This is a genomic window from Cutibacterium equinum (assembly GCF_028021195.1).
Lineage (GTDB): Bacteria > Actinomycetota > Actinomycetes > Propionibacteriales > Propionibacteriaceae > Cutibacterium > Cutibacterium equinum.
Genome location: NZ_CP115668.1, coordinates 2197888 through 2214690 on the forward strand (window position 1 = coordinate 2197888; position 16803 = coordinate 2214690).

Annotated in this window: 14 protein-coding genes, 1 tRNA gene and 1 riboswitch; of the genes, 10 read left to right on the forward strand and 5 right to left on the reverse strand. The window is 64.3% G+C overall.

Annotated features, from left to right (window positions below; translation table 11 throughout):
• Positions 1-48 precede the first annotated feature (48 nt).
• Positions 49-2640, forward strand: coding sequence for a DEAD/DEAH box helicase (locus O6R08_RS09980; protein ID WP_271417967.1), 2592 nt, complete (start codon positions 49-51; stop codon positions 2638-2640).
• Here the strand turns inward: O6R08_RS09980 and nrdG are convergent.
• A complete protein-coding gene (gene nrdG / locus O6R08_RS09985) occupies positions 2624-3145 on the reverse strand; it encodes an anaerobic ribonucleoside-triphosphate reductase activating protein (RefSeq protein WP_271417968.1) in 522 nt (173 codons plus the stop codon). The genes O6R08_RS09980 and nrdG overlap by 17 nt on opposite strands.
• Positions 3146-3155: 10 nt before the next feature.
• The gene (locus O6R08_RS09990; protein WP_271417969.1) at positions 3156-5507 is read right to left on the reverse strand and encodes an anaerobic ribonucleoside triphosphate reductase; all 2352 of its coding nucleotides are present in this window, start codon (positions 5505-5507) and stop codon (positions 3156-3158) included.
• A 75-nt stretch (positions 5508-5582) separates the two neighbouring features.
• Positions 5583-5785, reverse strand: a riboswitch (cobalamin riboswitch).
• A gap of 163 nt (positions 5786-5948) precedes the next feature.
• Between O6R08_RS09990 and O6R08_RS09995 the strand changes: the two genes are divergently transcribed.
• Positions 5949-6410: a YbhB/YbcL family Raf kinase inhibitor-like protein gene (locus O6R08_RS09995; RefSeq protein WP_271417970.1), complete on the forward strand. Its 462-nt coding sequence runs from the start codon at positions 5949-5951 to the stop codon at positions 6408-6410.
• 265 nt (positions 6411-6675) lie between these two features.
• Positions 6676-7731 (forward strand): cutinase family protein, encoded by a 1056-nt coding sequence (locus tag O6R08_RS10000; protein ID WP_271419363.1) that lies wholly within the window; start codon positions 6676-6678, stop codon positions 7729-7731.
• Between the two features lie 4 nt (positions 7732-7735).
• Here O6R08_RS10000 and O6R08_RS10005 read toward each other — a convergent pair whose 3' ends face one another.
• Positions 7736-8434: a hypothetical protein gene (locus O6R08_RS10005; RefSeq protein WP_271417971.1), complete on the reverse strand. Its 699-nt coding sequence runs from the start codon at positions 8432-8434 to the stop codon at positions 7736-7738.
• A 126-nt stretch (positions 8435-8560) separates the two neighbouring features.
• Between O6R08_RS10005 and O6R08_RS10010 the strand changes: the two genes are divergently transcribed.
• Positions 8561-8643, forward strand: a tRNA-Leu gene (locus O6R08_RS10010).
• 1074 nt (positions 8644-9717) lie between these two features.
• Here the strand turns inward: O6R08_RS10010 and O6R08_RS10015 are convergent.
• Positions 9718-10149, reverse strand: coding sequence for a MarR family winged helix-turn-helix transcriptional regulator (locus tag O6R08_RS10015; protein ID WP_271417972.1), 432 nt, complete (start codon positions 10147-10149; stop codon positions 9718-9720).
• A 118-nt stretch (positions 10150-10267) separates the two neighbouring features.
• Here O6R08_RS10015 and O6R08_RS10020 point away from each other — a divergent pair, with 118 nt between their 5' ends.
• Positions 10268-10696 (forward strand): organic hydroperoxide resistance protein, encoded by a 429-nt coding sequence (locus tag O6R08_RS10020; RefSeq protein WP_271417973.1) that lies wholly within the window; start codon positions 10268-10270, stop codon positions 10694-10696.
• Between the two features lie 83 nt (positions 10697-10779).
• Complete coding sequence (locus O6R08_RS10025) at positions 10780-11784, forward strand: NADP-dependent oxidoreductase (RefSeq protein WP_271417974.1); 1005 nt, start codon at positions 10780-10782, stop codon at positions 11782-11784.
• Between the two features lie 39 nt (positions 11785-11823).
• Here the strand turns inward: O6R08_RS10025 and O6R08_RS10030 are convergent, their stop codons facing one another.
• Positions 11824-12168, reverse strand: coding sequence for an ArsR/SmtB family transcription factor (locus tag O6R08_RS10030; RefSeq protein ID WP_271417975.1), 345 nt, complete (start codon positions 12166-12168; stop codon positions 11824-11826).
• Positions 12169-12263: 95 nt separating this feature from the next.
• Here O6R08_RS10030 and arsD point away from each other — a divergent pair, with 95 nt between their 5' ends.
• From arsD to O6R08_RS10050, 4 genes are all read left to right on the forward strand, one after another.
• Positions 12264-12674 (forward strand): arsenite efflux transporter metallochaperone ArsD, encoded by a 411-nt coding sequence (gene arsD / locus O6R08_RS10035; protein WP_271417976.1) that lies wholly within the window; start codon positions 12264-12266, stop codon positions 12672-12674.
• Positions 12675-12713: 39 nt separating this feature from the next.
• Positions 12714-14483 (forward strand): arsenical pump-driving ATPase, encoded by a 1770-nt coding sequence (gene arsA / locus O6R08_RS10040; RefSeq protein WP_271417977.1) that lies wholly within the window; start codon positions 12714-12716, stop codon positions 14481-14483.
• A 184-nt stretch (positions 14484-14667) separates the two neighbouring features.
• Positions 14668-15240: a hypothetical protein gene (locus O6R08_RS10045; RefSeq protein ID WP_271417978.1), complete on the forward strand. Its 573-nt coding sequence runs from the start codon at positions 14668-14670 to the stop codon at positions 15238-15240.
• Positions 15241-15547: 307 nt separating this feature from the next.
• Positions 15548-16672: an alpha/beta hydrolase gene (locus O6R08_RS10050; protein ID WP_271417979.1), complete on the forward strand. Its 1125-nt coding sequence runs from the start codon at positions 15548-15550 to the stop codon at positions 16670-16672.
• Positions 16673-16803: the final 131 nt, after the last annotated feature.

The window sequence follows — 16803 nt, forward strand, 5'->3', positions numbered from 1 at the left end:
ACCACTACATTGGAAGCCGTCCTGCCCGCCCCGACCCGAGGAGATACCGTGCGCCTGGCCGAAGCCCTTGACGACATGGTCGACGGCCGCGCACCCGTCACCACCGACCGTGGGGAGCGCGAACCGGGCTGGGACTCCCCCGGCGCCCGTCCCCTCGACCCCGACATGGCCCTAGACCACATCGAGCGGGCCGTTGCCCGTGACGGCATCTCCATGTACGAGCACCAGGAAGAGGCGATCCTGGAGATTCTGTCGGGCAACCACGTCATCGTCACCACCCCGACGGGGTCCGGGAAATCACTCATCGCCACCGCAGCACACTTCGCCTGCGTGGCCGCAGGTGGGCGCTCCTACTACACCGCCCCCATCAAGGCCCTCGTCAGCGAGAAGTTCTTCAGCCTGTGCGAAATCTTCGGAGCCGCCAATGTCGGCATGGTGACCGGCGACGCCTCGGTCAACGCTGACGCCCCCATCATCTGCTGTACCGCCGAGATCCTCGCCAACATTGCCCTGCGCGAAGGCCGTCACGCCCGCATCGACCAGGTCGTCATGGACGAGTTCCACTTCATCGGGGACCCCGATCGCGGCTGGGCCTGGCAGGTGCCGCTGTCGGAACTCCCCCAAGCCCAGCAGATCATCATGAGCGCCACCCTCGGCGACGTCACCGACCTGTCCGAGGCCCTGACGACCATTACCGGACGCCCCACCAGCGTCATCACCGGAGTCGTCCGACCCGTCCCGCTGCAGTACTCCTGGTCGATGCAGCCCGTTCACGAGGCCATTGAGGAACTCGTTGAGCAGCAGAAAGCCCCGGTTTACATCGTCCACCCCTCCCAGAAGCAGGCCCTGGAACGCGCCCAGTCCATGACGTCGATGAAGCTGGTGAGCACCGAGGAGCGTCACGCCATCGCCGCCGAGATCGCTGATTTCCGCTTCGCCAAGGGGTTCGGCTCGACGGTGCGCAAGTTCATCACCTCGGGCATCGGCGTCCACCACGCCGGGATGCTGCCGAAGTATCGACGCCTCGTCGAAACCCTCGCCCAGCAGGGCAAGCTCAAGGTCATCTGCGGTACCGACACCCTCGGTGTCGGGATCAATGTGCCGATCCGCACCGTCATGTTCACCTCCCTGACGAAGTTCGATGGCCGTCGCACCCGGGTACTGAAGTCCCGCGAGTTCCACCAGATTGCCGGTCGCGCTGGTCGCGCCGGGTTCGACACCGTCGGCTACGTCGTCGCCCAGGCACCCGAGCACGTCATCGCCAACGACAAGGCCCTTGCCAAGGCCGGGGACGACCCCAAGAAGCGTCGCAAGGTGCAGCGCGCCAAGCCCCCGGAGGGGTTCGTCAACTACTCCGAGGAGACCTTCACCAAGCTCATCGAGTCCACCCCGGAGACCCTGCACGCCCGGATGAAGATCACCGAGGCGATGCTGCTCAATCTGCTGCAGCGTGACGAGGACACCGCGCGGGCCGTCCAGCACCTGGTCGACGCCGCCACACCGGTCGTGGCCGAGCGTCGACGTCTCTACCGCCGCGCCGTGCAGATCGGCCTGTCCCTGCTGCGCTCCGAAGTCGTCCACCGCCTCCATGAACCGACCCCTGGTGGCCGCAAGTTCGCCATGAATGAGGCCCTGCAGGACGACTTTGCCCTCAACCAGCCTCTGTCAGCCTTCGCCAGCGAGGCCGTCGCAACCCTGGACCCGGAGTCCCCAACCCACGCCCTCGACGTCGTCAGCGTCATCGAGGCGACCCTTGACAATCCGATGACGGTCCTCATCGCCCAGCAGCACGCGGCTCGCGGCGAGGCCATCGCGCGCATGAAGGAGGACGGCTACGACTACGAGGACCGGATGGCCGCCGTCGAGGAGATCGAGTGGCCGCGTCCCCTCGAGGAGTCCCTCAACGCCTTGTTCGAGATTTTCGCTCCAAGCCACCCGTGGATTCCCGCCGACGCTCTGCAGCCCAAGTCGGTGGTGCGCGACATGTACGAACGCGCCATGACCTTCGGTGAGTTCTGCGCCCATTACAAGGTGCAACGCAGTGAGGGACTGGTGCTGCGCTACCTCACCGACGCCTACCGTGCGCTGCGTCAGACGGTGCCCGAGTCCGAGCGCACCGAGGAACTTGCCGACCTCATCTTCTGGCTGGGGGAGGTCGTCCGCTCCACCGACTCCTCCCTCATCGACGAGTGGGAGGAACTCACCCATCCCGTCGACGAGGAGCCTGAGGAGGTCCGTCCGGCGCGGACCTTCACCTCCAACCAGCGGGCCTTCACCGTCATGGTGCGCAATGCCATGTTCCGCAAGGTCATCCTGGCTGCCGACGACGACTTCGAGGCCCTCGGGGAACTCGAGCCTGACGGTTCTGCCATGACGACCAACGCCTGGGAGGACACCCTGGGCGACTACTGGGACGAGCATGACGAGATCAACGATGGCCCCGACGCCCGCGCACCGGGTCTGTTCATGATCGAGAAGGAGTCGGGACGCCGCGACAGCCGGATCTGGCTGGTTCGTCAGATCATCGACGATCCCGAAGGCAACCATGACTGGTCGATCACCGCAACCGTCGACCTCGACGAGTGCGACGAGGCCGAGGATCTGGTGTTGCGGACACGGGCTTTCAGCCGACTCGACTGACGGCTCCGTCCCCGGCCCACTCGACCGTCCGCCCCTCGCGCAGGGTCGCGGGGACGTCGACGATCCGCTGGTTGCTGCTTCCCCGCCACGGCAGGGTGAGAGTGCGGTGGGGCAGCTGGAAGGGCCCGTCGACGAGGACGTCCACCTGACCCAGCATCTGCGCCAACTCGTCACTATGGCGGGCCTGGCGCAGCAGGGCGTCCATGGTGAATCCGGACCACGCCCAGACGTCCCACCCCATCTGATGGGCGGCACGGGCCAACCTCGCGCACTCACCCGGTTGACGACTCGCCTCACCGCCTGACAGCGTCAATCCGCTGGCCAGCACTGACGACCTCATCGCAGAGATGATCTCCTTGACGTCAACCTCCTGGCCACCGCAGGGGTCCCAGGTGCCGGGATTCTGACACCCGGGACATTGCAGCGGGCACCCCTGCGCGAAGACCGTGAAGCGGATGCCGGGACCGTCGACGATCGACTCCGGCTCGATCCCGGCAACCCTCATCGGCGCGACCTCATCCGTGCTTGACCCGGTCGCGGACCTCGGCGCGTTTGGCGTCGTTGAATCGGTCCAGCCCGCCGACGAGGTAGCCCGTGATGCGGCGAATCCGATCGAAGGGCCCGGAATCCTCACCACGGCCGCACTGGGGGCACTCGTCGTCAATGATCCCGGTGTATCCGCACTGCGGATCCCGGTCGACCGGGTGGTTGATCGACCCGTACCCGATCCCGCTGGCAGCCATGTACCGCACGATCGCCTCGAAGGCGTCGACGTTGCGTGCTGGATCGCCTGCCAGTTCGACGTAGGAGATGTGGCCTCCGTTGGTGAAGGCGTGGTAGGGCGCCTCGATGCGAATCTTGTCCGCAGCGCCGATGCGGTACCAGACCGGCACGTGGAAACTGTTGGTGTAGTACTCCCGGTCAGTGACCCCCGGAATCTCCCCATAGCGCTGCCGGTCCATGCGCACGAACCGTCCCGACAGGCCCTCGGCGGGAGTGGCCAGGGCCGAGAAGTTCAATCCGGTGCGCTCAGCAGCCTCGTCCATCCGCTCACGCAGATGAGAGACGATCCGCAGGCCAAGCTGCTGGGCTTCCTCGGACTCGCCGTGATGAGAACCGATGAGGGCCGTCAGGGTCTCGGCCAGCCCGATGAACCCCACCGACAGGGTTCCGTGCTTGAGCACCTCGGCGACAGCGTCGTCAGCTCCCAGCCCCTCCGAGTCGATCCAGACCCCCTGCCCCATGAGGAAGGGGAAATTGCGCACCAGCTTGTGGGACTGGATCTTGAGCCGGTCAAGAAGCTGGTCAATGACGAGGTCGATCATCTGGTCAAATGAGGTGAAGAAGGCATCGACGTCGTGGTCGGCCTCGATGGCCAGCCTCGGCAGGTTGATCGAGGTGAAGGACAGATTTCCGCGTCCCCAGGTCTGTGCCCGCGAGGGGTCGTGGACGTTCGACATGACCCGGGTGCGGCAGCCCATGTAGGCGATCTCGGTCTCGGGGTGACCGGGCCGGTAGTACTCGGCGTTGAACGGGGCGTCCTGGAAGGAGAAGTTCGGGAACAGACGTTTGGCGCTCACCCGGCAGGCCAACCGGAACAGGTCGTGGTTGGGGTCACCGTCGTCGAGGTTGACCCCCTTGCACACCCGGAAGATCTGGATCGGGAAGATCGCGGTCTCCCCGCCACCCAGTCCAGCCTCGGTGGCCTCCAGCAGGCAGCGCATCACCATCCGCGCCTCCGGGCTGGTGTCGGTGCCGTAATTGATCGACGAGAACGGGGTCTGGGCTCCGGCCCGCGAGTTCATGGTGTTGAGGTTGGCGATGAGGGCTTCCATCGCCTGAGAGGTCTGACGACGAGTTTCCTCGACGGCCTGACGACGGATCCTCTCGGCAACACGGTCGGTGTCGTCAACGAGCCCGGCGAACAGGTGCGCCACCTGCTCCCTCTCCTGGGCCAGCGCGGCAGCATCTGGTTCCAGCACCCACCCAGACGCCGCCGAACGCACCTCGTCGAGACGGTCCGCGTCACCTCCAAGCACCTCAAATGTCCTTGTCAGCCCGGTTTGGGCAGCCTTGACGAAGGTCTTGGCAACACCTGGAGCCATGTCCCGGTCAAAGTTGGGCACTGCCTGGCCACCGTGCTGGTCATTCTGGTTGGACTGGATGGCGATGCAGGCCAGGGCGGCATAGGAGCCGATGGATTGCGGGGTTCGCAGCACACCGTGGCCGGTGGAGAAACCGTGCTCGAACAGATCGGTGAGGTTGATCTGGCAGCAGGTGGTCGTCAGGGTGAGGAAGTCGAGGTCGTGGATGTGAATGTCCCCGTCGCGATGGGCGGCAGCGTGGGCCGGGTCGAGTACCTCCAGCAGGTTGAACTGTTTGGCCGACTCGGTTCCGTAACGCAGCATCGACCCCATCGCGGAGTTGCCGTCGACGTTGGCGTTCTCCCGCTTGGCGTCAGCCTCCTCGGCCGATGCGAACGTGATCTCGCGCAGGGTGCGCATGAGGGCCGACTGCTGGTCACGAGCGACGGTGCGACGCTGACGGTAGAGGATGTAGGCCTTGGCGACGTCGTCATGCCCCTGGTTCATGAGGGCCTTTTCGACGAGGTCTTGGATGTCCTCGACGTCAGGGGTGTTCTCACCCCTCTCACTCAGTCGGGACAGCACCTCGAGGGCGACCTCGGAGGCCAATAGTTCGGGACCCTCAACCCCGCAGGCGACGAAGGCCTTACGGACGGCCTCGACGATCTTCGTCGAGTCGAATCCAATGACTCGCCCGTCCCTCTTGCGGATCGACGTTGGCACTGCTCGCTGCTGGCTGGTGGACGTGGGGTGGAAGGACGCGGAATGAAGGGTCGTCGACATGCTCTCTCCTCGAAGCAGCGCACGAGTGGAGCAGGTTCACCCCAAGACGTCCCGCGCGCCTGTTGTCGTACCGGGTCGCTGACCCGGGTCCTGGCAGGTCTTCGGACTTCAGGGCTCTCCGTCGTCAGACGGGTTCCTACCAAGCGATGCTTCCCAGCCGGATGGCCAGTGCGTGTGTCGCCGTCGTTCCCTGTCACCGCTGCGGGGCAGTTCCGGTTTCCCACCGGATTCCCTCTTTCCTCCCATCACCGCCGGATGCCGGGAAACCCCTACATCTGGTGTCTGGCGATGGGAACCAGCACAAGATGAAGGGTATACGCAGTTCGGGTCATGGGCACACTCGCCCCCCGCAATTCATCGTCGTCGCCCCTGGCCCGCCATGATGGCCCTTCATATCCCACAGCCGGCTGGCATCCTGGACACAAGGAAAGGACACACCTCATGGAGATCACCAGCACGTCCATCACCGAAGGCCAGCCGATCGACCTGGCCTACGCCCACGCCGATGCGGGCGGCAAGAACGTCAGCCCCCAGCTGAGCTGGACCCCCGGCCCAGATGGCACCAAGTCCTACGCGATCACCATTTACGACCCTGATGCCCCGACCGGATCCGGTTTCTGGCATTGGATCCTCGCCGACATCCCGGCCGACGTCACCTCCCTCGACGAGGGCGGCCCACTTCCCGCTGGGGTGCGCGAGTGGAGCAATGATTACCAGGAGGACGGGTACTCCGGCGCCTGTCCGCCTCCCGGACCGGCCCACCGCTACATCCACACCGTTCATGCCATGCCCAGCGAACATCTCGACATTCCTGACGATGCCGCCAATGTCCAGGTGCGCTTTGCCATCCACACCACGCAGTTGGATTCCGCGTCGATCACCGGAACCTTCCAGCAGTCCTGACGATCACTGGGGCGCCTGACCGGCCTCCCGCCAACGGGAACGGAACAGGTGCCGTCGACGACGTGTCGGCGGCACCTGCTTGACTGGCGTCGTGAAGCTTCGGCAGACCTTGCTCACCCTCCTCGTCACCCTCGGCCTGATGACGATGCCGCTTGCTGCCCGGGCGGAGCCATCAATCCCCACCCCGACGACCACGAGCACCAGCTACGCCAGCGAATCCGCCGAGTCGCCCACACCTGTGGCCCCCATCACTCCTGGAGCAGGGATGGGCTGGGACTCAGACCCGGTGTCGTCACAACAGGCATCCCAGATGGAGTGCGCCTCCGTGATGTTCGTCGGCGTCCGCGGCTCGGGAGAAACCCCTCCCTACGGCACCACCATCACGTCGATCCGCGACGCTCTGGCCCAGAAGTGGAAGAACAAGGGAACCGTCCGTCAGGTCTACCTGGACTATCCGGCGGCCGACCCTCACACCTTGCAAGACGCATCCTTGAGCGGTCTGCTCTTCGACGCCACCATGCCGTCGACCGAATACTTCGACTCGGCGGCTCTGGGAGCCACGAAACTCACCGCCCTCCTCAACGCCGAGAAGAAACAGTGCCCCGACGAGTGGGTCATTCTCGCCGGATTCTCGCAAGGCTCCCAGGCCATCACCCAGGCCCTCGCCTCGACCGACACCCCACAGCGTCTGGCAGGTGCCATTCTGGCCGGCAATCCCGACCACTACCCAGGCCAGAACGTCCAGGAACTCAGTGGAGATGCCGGTAAGTCGGCCATTGGTACCGCGGCCATCCTCTACTACCTGCGCGAGCGCGCCAATGCGACTCCCGGGGCCAACCGCGATGACCAGATGCGGGCCATCATCAAGGCCACCCTGGGGCTGAGCCAGGAGTCGGTCGACCAGGAGGCCCTGGAAGCTGACATGGCCAACGCCGGGGCCGCGATTCCCCCCGAGGCCTACGCGGAAACCTACTCGGTGTGCATGAAGGGTGATCCCGTCTGTGACACCGCGCCAGCCCTGACGCGCATTCTCACATTGCAATCGACGTGGCAAGACGAGCTCAATCAAGGTCGTCCGATCCACATGGGGTACACCCGCACTGTCCTGGAGGCTCCTCTGGATCGCATCGCCCAGCGCGCGAATGCCGTGGGAGCCGCCGAGGCCAAGGGCGCTCCCATCCCTCATGGACAGACGGTGACGGTCACAACTCGCGAATGGGGCCCGTGGCAGATCGGGGTCGCGGTCGGCGCCGGAGTGCTCGGCCTGGCACTGGGATGGCTCCTGGGACGAGCCGGCCGCCGTCGTCACCGCGGGAGGTGAATGTTCACAGCTGGAAGAACCACTGCCCAGTGGCCAGCACGCCCGTGACATCGGCCAATAGAAAGCATCCGCAAGCAGCAAGTAGTGCAGAGATCCCGCGATGGACCGCGACGGCGTGATCCTCGCGAATGCTCGTCACCATTTCGGTGACTCGGCCAGGCCCGCCGAGAAGGTAGGCGATGACGAGGCCGATGAGCAAGCTGTGACTGCAGGCAACCCAGATGAGGGATTCGACGACGGCCCAGCTGGCATGAGGAAGGTGTGCGGCATGGACGAGCATCGCCCAGAACGCCGGGTCAATGAGCGAGGACATCCCCACCAGGAGACCGCTGATGGCCAGAGCCCCGGGCGCCGTCGAACGAGGCGCAGCTGAGGTGTCCTCGTCGAGTTCCTGTGTGGCTGCCCCTGGACGCAGACGCCATGCCGCCCAGCCCAGAGAGCCCGCGCCAAGGATTGCCACCAGCCACACCCACACCACGTGCGGAACATGTAGCCCATGAATGCCCAGCCGGGCCAGCAAGGTTCCCAGACCGAGCACTCCGGCAACCCCGAAGATGGCAGAGGTTCCCACCGAGGTGAGCAGCAGGATGACGACGCCGCGACGTTTGACGCCCAGACCGAGAGCCGCCAGGAGTACGAAGGAGCCCAATGGGTCGAAACCGGCGATGCCCAGGGCGAGGGCCGCGGCAAGGAAGGACAGCACGGAGCAAGGCTACTCGGTAGGTGAAGCCATGTCGGCCCGCCGTGACGCGGCCCAGCCCTCTCGATTTCACTTCGGCGCCCGATCCGTGCTATCTTCTGCGAGTTGGGTTCGTCCAGCGAACTCAATGCGCGAGTGGCGGAATGGCAGACGCGCTGGCTTCAGGTGCCAGTGTCCCTTGGGACGTGGAGGTTCAACTCCTCTCTCGCGCACAGTGACCAGGCCCCCGCTGACTACGTAAAACACCAAGTCAGCGGGGGTTTCTTCTTGCCCTCATCTTCGCCATGAAGCGACACGCCTCGACATCAAATACCACTTGGAAGCATCCCGTTGAGCATCCCGCAACGGCGAGGGATGGCTGAACCGCGACCAGCGACGTATCGAGCGTGGCGACTGGGACGAGCCAGAGAGGCCGGGCGGCTCCGATGAGACGCCCCGCGTGCCCACTGTTGCCAAGCGGCTGGACGGGGCCATCGACCAGCTCACGCGCGGGCATGAGAAAACCCCGCAGGATCACCTACGGGGTTTCGGCTAGCTTGGTACTGCCGGTTCTACTCGTAGCACCAGATCAGGTCCGCGTCTTCACTGGGCCTTACGATCGTGCCGGAGTCTATGGCGTGTGTCCGCTTGTTGACGCTAGTCGTCCACATGAGGCCAGCGTCACTAATCTGGTCACCAGTGAGCTCCGACGGATATCCGAAGGTGAAGAACGTCTCAGTGTCGGACTCGTAGATGCCCAGCAGTGGAGCCTTGTTCCCTTGGCACATCCGAGCATCGTCGAGCCGCCACAATACGTCTGCCGGCACGGGCAGCTCGAGGTCAATGGGAAGCAGGGCATAGATATCGACAGGCAGGTCTCTGAGGTCTGCCCTGCCGGTCTTTTACCGGTCCGGGAACATCTCCGGCAGCCGCTTTCGCGCTGACTGATCCTTCTCCCACAAGACCCCCTAGCCTTGTAAATATCCTCGAACTCTGCCTGCTCCTTGTCGAATCGGCCTACGACTTCTTCATAAGCTGCACGACCGCGCCGGACGTCCTCCACGATACGCCGCGCTTCTGGGATATTCTTCCGATCCTCGGGCGTGAGGAGGGCTCGCTTGGCGTCCTCGATCACGATCTGGTCCGCTCGGGCTTCCACCTCGTCAAGATACATGCCCTTCATGGCTCTCCGGTTGGGAATAAGTCCTAGCCAGAGACCCTTTGTCATGTCTGGGAACACGCCACGCCTGGGAACATGCGCACGCGGCAATGTGGACCTGGCCCCCTGAATGGCGAGCTGACTGTCGTCACTCAAGTTGGCTGGACAGGTCGTCCAAGAATGCCTTCACCTGGACGAGTTTTTCTGGTGAGGCCGGGTACAGCGCGAGCACCTGCTCGGGCACTCCGGCTGCCTTGCCACGCAAGGATCGCCCCTCCGACGTCAGGCTGATCAGACGACGCCGGCCGTCATTGTCGCTCCAGGTGCGAGTGACGAAACCAGCTTGCTCCAGCCGTCGCAGCAGCGGGGTCAAGGTGCCGCTGTCGAGGTGCAACCGGGCTCCGATGTCATTGACGCCGACGGGGCCGTCGGCTTGCCACAGGACGAGCATGACGAGGTACTGGGGGTAGGTGAGACCGATGTTCTCGAGCAGCGGCCGGTAGGCGCGCGTCACCGCTCTGCTGGCCCGGTACAGGGAGAAGCAGAGCTGATGATCAAGGTCGGGAGTCGGGTTGCTCACATCCCAAAGCTACCGTGGGCACAGATGATTGTGCACAATTTAGTTGTGCGCTACGTTGTTGGTGGGACCGCCAAACACAGGCGGTCTCACAGCCAGATCACGCCAGCCAGGAGGCATCATGATTGAGATCGAGCCCGTATACACCACTGAGGCCATCGCCACCGGAGCCGGCCGCAATGGCCACGTCCAGACCGCTGACGGCCGGTTCTCGGAGGACTTGGCCGTCCCGGTCGAGATGGGTGGCAGCGGCAGGGGGATGAACCCGGAACAGCTGTTTGCCTCCGGCTATGCCGCGTGCTTCCACTCTGCGCTGCAGCTGGTGGCTCGTCAGGCACACAAGGACCTGGGTGACTCCTCGGTGGGTGCGCGGGTCTCGATCGGCCGGGCAGGACAGGGGTTCGGTCTGGCCGTTGCCCTGGAGGTCGTCGTCCCGAACCTGCCACATGACGAGGCGCAGCAGCTGGCCGATCAGGCCCATCAGGTCTGCCCCTACTCCAATGCCACCCGCGGCAACATCCGCGTCGACGTCACCGTCGTCGACGACTGACTCGACGAACAACGCCCTGACCAACAGCGCCCTGACCAACAGCGCCCTGACCAACAGCGCCCTGACCAACAGCGAGGAGAACGATGACCACCCGAACCCGCGAGATTCACCTTGCCTCCCGCCCCGTCGGGAAACCCACCCTGGACAACTTCCGCACCGTTGAGGTGGACCTCCCCGATCTTGACGACGGGCAGGTCCTCGTCCGCAACACCATCATGTCCGTGGACCCGTACATGCGGGGCCGGATGAACGATGTCGAGTCCTACGTGCCTCCCTTCCAGATTGACCGACCGCTGGACGGCGGGGCCATCGGTGAGGTGATCGAGTCACGTGTGGAACAGCTACCGGTGGGCACCAAGGTGGCGCACGGTCTAGGCTGGCGCGAACACGCCATCCTGGCTGGCGACGCGGTGCGACCGCTCACCGATCAGGGAGTGCCGGACAGCGCGTACCTCGGTGTGCTGGGCATGCCGGGCCTGACCGCTTACGCGGGCTTGTTGCTGGCCGGTGAGATGCACGAAGGCGATGTCGTCTTCGTCTCCGGCGCGGCAGGAGCGGTCGGCTCGGCCGTGGGGCAGATCGCCAAGCTCAAGGGCGCTTCCCGAGTCGTTGGGTCAGCCGGCACTGCTGAGAAGATCGCCCGTCTCAAGGAGCTGGGTTTCGACGCCGCCTTCAACTATCGCGACGGTGACGTCACCGAGCAGCTCAGGAAGGCCGCCCCCGAGGGCATCGACGTCTACTTCGACAACGTCGGCGGTGACCACCTGGAGGCAGCGATCGCGAACCTGCGTACCGACGGCCGCGTGGCGATGTGCGGGGCGATCAGCCAGTACAACACCACCGAACCGACACCCGCACCGCGCAACCTGGCGCTGGCCATCGGCAAGCGCCTGACGCTGCGCGGCTTCGTCATCGCCAAGTACGCCGAGCAGGCCAGAGCAGACTTCCAGAAGGACATGGCCACATGGATCGCCGACGGCTCCATCCAGTGGGACGAAACCACTCGCGACGGCCTCGACGCTGCACCCCAGGCCTTCATTGACATGCTGGACGGCGCCAACACCGGAAAGATGATCGTGAACCTGTGACCAGTTCACCAGAGGGTGTGGGAGCTCTTCGACCCAAGATCAAGGAAGATCAGCCAGAAAGGCACGAAGAGCTTCCAGCCCCTCTGGGCGCACCGTGAAATGGGCCCAGCGTCCCCGCATTTCCTTGTCGACCAGTCCCGCCGCAACGAGTTTCTTGAGGTGATGGGACAGGGTCGGTTGGCTCACCCCGAACAGGCCGTCAAGATGGCAGGCGCACACGCTGGCGCCGCTATTCGCTGCGATGTGATGGAAGATTCTCAACCGCACCGGGTCTGACAACGCCTTCGCCACGACAGAGAGCTCCTCGGCACGCGAAACTGGCAGAGGTGACGAGTCGGGCTCGCACTCATCGTCAGCCGACACAACGGGCAGCGTCGTCTTCATGCCGATCATCCTACCGTCGCCATATTGACGCCCATCAATACGACCTCCTATCATCCACATATCGACGTTTGTCAATGTGACCACAGGAGGTCCAGATGCCCACCATCCGCGTCTACGAACCCGCGCTGTGTTGCAACACCGGGGTGTGCGGCACCGACGTCGACCAGGAACTCGTGACCTTCACCGCCGACATCAAGGCCCTCCAGTCCCACGGAATCGACGTGGAGCGGGCCAACCTGGCCACCGACCCAACCCGGTTCGCCGAGAACCCGGTCGTCGTCAGTTTCCTCCAGACCGCCGGTTCCGAGGCCCTCCCCCTCACCCTCGTCGACGACGTCACCGTGCTCACCGGTCGTCACCCCAGCCGCGACGAGATGCTGCGATGGGCCGGCCGTACTGACAGCTCGCCACGTATGGAACTGCCCGTCATCGAGGACTGCTGCTCAGGCCAAGGGGCATCCGCGTCCTGCTGTGGTGATTCCCAACAGTCCTCCGGTTGCTGCTGACAAACCCCGCTGACAACACCACAACGCCAGGAGGTCCCGATGGCCACATTCCTCGACGACGCCCCTCGTCACATCTTCTTCACCGGAAAAGGCGGGGTCGGAAAGACGAGCGTCGCGTGTGCCACTGCGGTCGAACTCGCGCACTGCGGCAAACGAGTCCTCCTCGTCAGCACTGACCCCGCAAGCAATGTCGGCCACGTCTTTGGCCAGACGATTGGCAACCGCATCACCCCGATCGACGCCGTCCCCGGACTCGACGCCCTCGACATTGACCCGCAGCAGGCGGCGGAGGACTACCGCAATCGGATCATCGACCCGGTGCGCGCCATTCTTCCCCCCAGCGAGATCGCCGCGATCACCGAACAACTCTCCGGGTCATGCACCGTCGAGATCGCGTCATTCAACGAGTTCACCAACCTGCTGGCCGATCCGTCACGTACCGCCGACTACGACCACGTCATCTTCGACACCGCACCCACCGGCCACACCATCCGCCTTCTCCAGCTACCGGGCGACTGGACCGCCTACCTTGACGACGGCAAGGGTGACGCCTCCTGCCTGGGCCCCATGTCTGGCCTTGACAAGGCCAAGAGCACCTATCGAGCCGCCGTCGAGGCCCTCACGGACCCCGAGGTCACCCGACTTGTTCTCGTGGCGCGGGCCCAGCCGTCGAGCCTGCGCGAAACACACCGCACTCTCACGGAACTCGCCGAGATCGGCATACAGACCTCCCACCTCGTCATCAATGGCCTTCTTCCTCACGCCGACGACGCCGATCCCCTCCACCGCGCCATCGTGGAACGCGAACGCGCCGCCCTGGAGACCATGCCCACCAGCCTCGCTACCCTTCAACGCGACGACATAACCCTCAAGGCGACGACCATGATCGGTGTCGATGCCCTGTCCCACATGTTCGCCAGGGACGAGACCGATCACCGTGACGACGACGCCGACATCCATCTACCCGAACAGCCAGGTCTTGACCGGCTCGTCGACGATCTTGCCGACCAAGATCACGGCCTTGTCATGACGATGGGCAAAGGTGGGGTCGGAAAGACGACGATTGCTGCCGCCATCGCGACGGAACTGGCTCGGCGCGGCAAGAAGGTCCTTCTCACGACCAGCGACCCGGCGACTCACCTTGCCGCCACACTGGCTGGGGAGGTGGCCGGTTTGACGGTTGACTCCATTGACCCCGACAGGGCCACCGCAGCCTATCGCGAGCGCGTCATGGCAGCCCGGGGAAGCAGCCTTGACGAGGAGGGCCGCGCCGCACTTGCCGAGGACCTACGCAGCCCCTGCACCGAGGAGATCGCGGTGTTCCAGGAGTTCAGCCACGCGGTCAACATGGCGCGTCAGCAATTCGTCATCATGGACACCGCCCCAACCGGACACACCCTCCTTCTCATGGACGCCACCGGCTCCTACCACCGGGATGTCCTGCGTCACATGGATTCCACGCAACGGCTCCATGCGACGACCCCGCTCATGCGTCTTCAGGACCCCGAGCACACCAAGATCATCGTCGTCACCCTGCCGGACACCACACCTGTCCTTGAGGCGACATCTCTGGTGACCGATCTTGCTCGCGCCGACATCCACCCCTGGGCGTGGGTCATCAACAATTCGCTGGCAGCCGCCCGCCCCAGCAGCGCCCTCCTCAAATCTCGGGCCCGTCACGAAGTCGAACAGATCACAACCGTGACCGCACAGGCCCCGCGATGGGCTGTCGTGGCGACCCAGGCCGACGAACCCATGGGCCAAACACGCCTCAGGGCTCTCGTTTCGGGGTCGAGAAAGCCTTCCTGACGGCCACTCGTGCAGGTCCTCCCTCATCTGGGTGACCGTTCGTTTCCCCTTATCAGACGAAAGTGCAACAGTCTCGCCGCACGGTGGACCCGCCGAGCCTGAGCTTCTTACGTTAGTGGCGTCAGCCGGACCCCCGGCCAATGCACCCCACCAGGTGCCAACCACCACACAAGGAGGACACCCCATGATCAAGAATCGACTCATCGCCGCCAGTGCAGCTGCTGCCATCGCCACCGGAACCGCCGTCATGGCTGTCCCAGCCCACGCTGCCGAGGCCACGCCCGCCCCGGCTCCGTCTGCTCCGGCTCCGTCCGCCCCGGCCTTCGACACCTCGAAGCTCCCGATCCAGATCGACTTCGAGTGCCTCAAGAACAACGCCCACGAGCGTCACCAGATCGAGGCCAAGATCGCCAAGATCCTCTTCGAGAATGGCGCCACGAAGACCAAGACTGCGGCCCTGCACTCCGCCAAGGAGATCGTCAGCACCATTTTGAAGAACCCATCCCTGCTGGCCAACAAGCCCGCCGCTGCCGCGAAGATCGTCAAGATCATCGCCGACAATGCGCTCAAGGCCTTCGGCGACACCTCCGACCTCGCAGACCTGAAGCCACTGGCCGAGCAGATTGTCGCCAATCTCAAGGACGCCAAGACCTGCGTCACCATCAATCTGCCCGGCCTGCCCAGCAGGACCGAGCACGTCGGCAACCTCAGCGACATCCAGACCGCCGCCTGGGTTCCTGCCAGCCAGGTCCGCTGAATCCTGACCGCACACGACCTGAGCCAGGCAACCGTGTGACTTACGTCGCCTGACACCGATGGGGCTGCGGGACCATCCTGCAGCCCCATCTGGTCACCTCAGCGCCAAGTGCCATCGCCAATCCCCTTCTCCCAATTCCCCGACCACCTCATGCCTGCACAGTTGTGCACGCACTACTTTCACCCCACGCCCATCTGACCGATTCCAGACGTGCACACGGTCATACGCCTGACGAATGGACCTGCAATCCCCTAGTCTCACGACACAAGCCACACGGCTAGCCACTTCACAGCAAAGGAGCTTGGACATGACCTTCACGAAGAAAATGAGCGCATTGGCCATCGCCGGCACCATGGCCATCACCGGAGTCTCCATGGCGGCGTCTCCCGCCCTGGCGTCCGACAACGCCACAGCACCCGTTGCCGCAGTCTCCGCCCAGCCGAAGCTGGAAACCGGATACGTCACCAGCACCGACCACTGGGGCACCAAGCTCTTCTTCCGCAAGAACATCGTTCCGAACGCCAAGGGAGCTGTCGTCATCGTCCACGGCGCCGCTGAGCACTCGGGCCGTTACGACTACCTGGCCAAGCGCCTCAATGACGCCGGCTACTCCACCTACCGCTTCGATCATCGCGGCCACGGACGCAGCGCCCGCCCGTACGCCGACAACGTCATCCCGCGCGGCAACATCGACGACTGGCACAACCTCGTCAATGACGTCCACCAGTTCGTCAACATCGCCCACACCGAGAACCAGGGCAAGAAGGTCTTCCTCTTCGGTCATTCGATGGGTGGCTTCGCCGTCCAGTCCTACGGCGCCAAGTACCCGGGAACCGTTGACGGCATCGTGAGCAACGGCGGCGGCATTGCCACGAACCCGTGGGGCCGCGACACCGAGTCCCCCGAGATCATCACGGCTCACGACCTCACCGAGGCCGAGCAGAATGCCGCTCCGACCATCAGCCAGAAACTGCCCATGGAGAAGCTCACCAGCTTCAACGGCACCCTGCTGACCCACGCCGTGCACAATCCGAAGGCGATTCACCTGCCCTCGACCCTCGCTGAGTCCGTGATGAAGGTCAAGAACCCGCTGTCGGGCGGCGTGTGCACCGACCCGGCCGTCGTCGAGGACTACAAGAACGATCCGTACAACAACAAGTACATGACCCTCGGCATGGTCAAGCAGATGGGCGTCGCTCAGGTTTTCAACACCTTCAACGCTCCGTCCTTCACCGAGCCGACCCTCATCATGCACGGTGCGAATGACGGCATCGTCCCGGCCTACTTCGACACCAACTGGTACAACGCCATTGGCTCCAAGGACAAGAAGATCATCCAGTGGAAGGGCCTGATGCACGAGACCATCAACGAGCCCGTCAAGGATCAGGTCGACGACACGATCATCAACTGGATTGACGCCCACAACAAGTGAACTGCTGAGTGAACTGCTCAGCCGTGAGGCCATGAGAGCGCTGGGCCGGGGGTTCGCCCCCGGCCCAGTTGTATGTCCCAGCGGTGATCTCACCACGGTGGCTGGCCCGTTGGATGATCACATTCATCATT